The following is a 383-nucleotide window of genomic DNA, read 5'->3' on the forward strand; positions in this document are numbered from 1 at the left end:
AAAAGCATCGCTTTTACCGCATCGGTTTTTTCACGGGCCAGAAGGTGCGGGTCGAGATCGGCATGATTACGTTCAATCACGGCCTGCGCTATACGCCAGGTTGGGGCTCCGTTGAGGGCGATCATCGCCTGAAGATCGAAACGCATACCGTAACGAGCAAGGACATCAGTCCAGGCTTGACGATGCGTGGGTTCGGTATCCAGGAGAGTGCCATCCATATCGAAGATCAAACCGTCATACTGTGCGTACATCGTGCTCTCGCTAAACGATTAACAAAGCATTACTTTATCGTAAACGGTGGTTTTTGTCGCTCAAAGAGAAATGATTGCTGACGGAACGTCGAAGGAATAACCAGGGAGAAAGAGAGTGGTACAGAAAAGAAG

Annotated in this window: 1 protein-coding gene; it reads right to left on the reverse strand. The window is 49.6% G+C overall.

Annotated features, from left to right (window positions below):
- The coding region (locus CSV68_RS16880; protein ID WP_158233546.1) for an HAD family hydrolase at nucleotides 1-251 on the reverse strand (251 nt) is incomplete at its 3' end.
- Nucleotides 252-383 lie beyond the last annotated feature (132 nt).

Source organism: Sporosarcina sp. P29 (genome assembly GCF_002743265.1).
Classification (GTDB): Bacteria; Bacillota; Bacilli; order Bacillales_A; family Planococcaceae; genus Sporosarcina.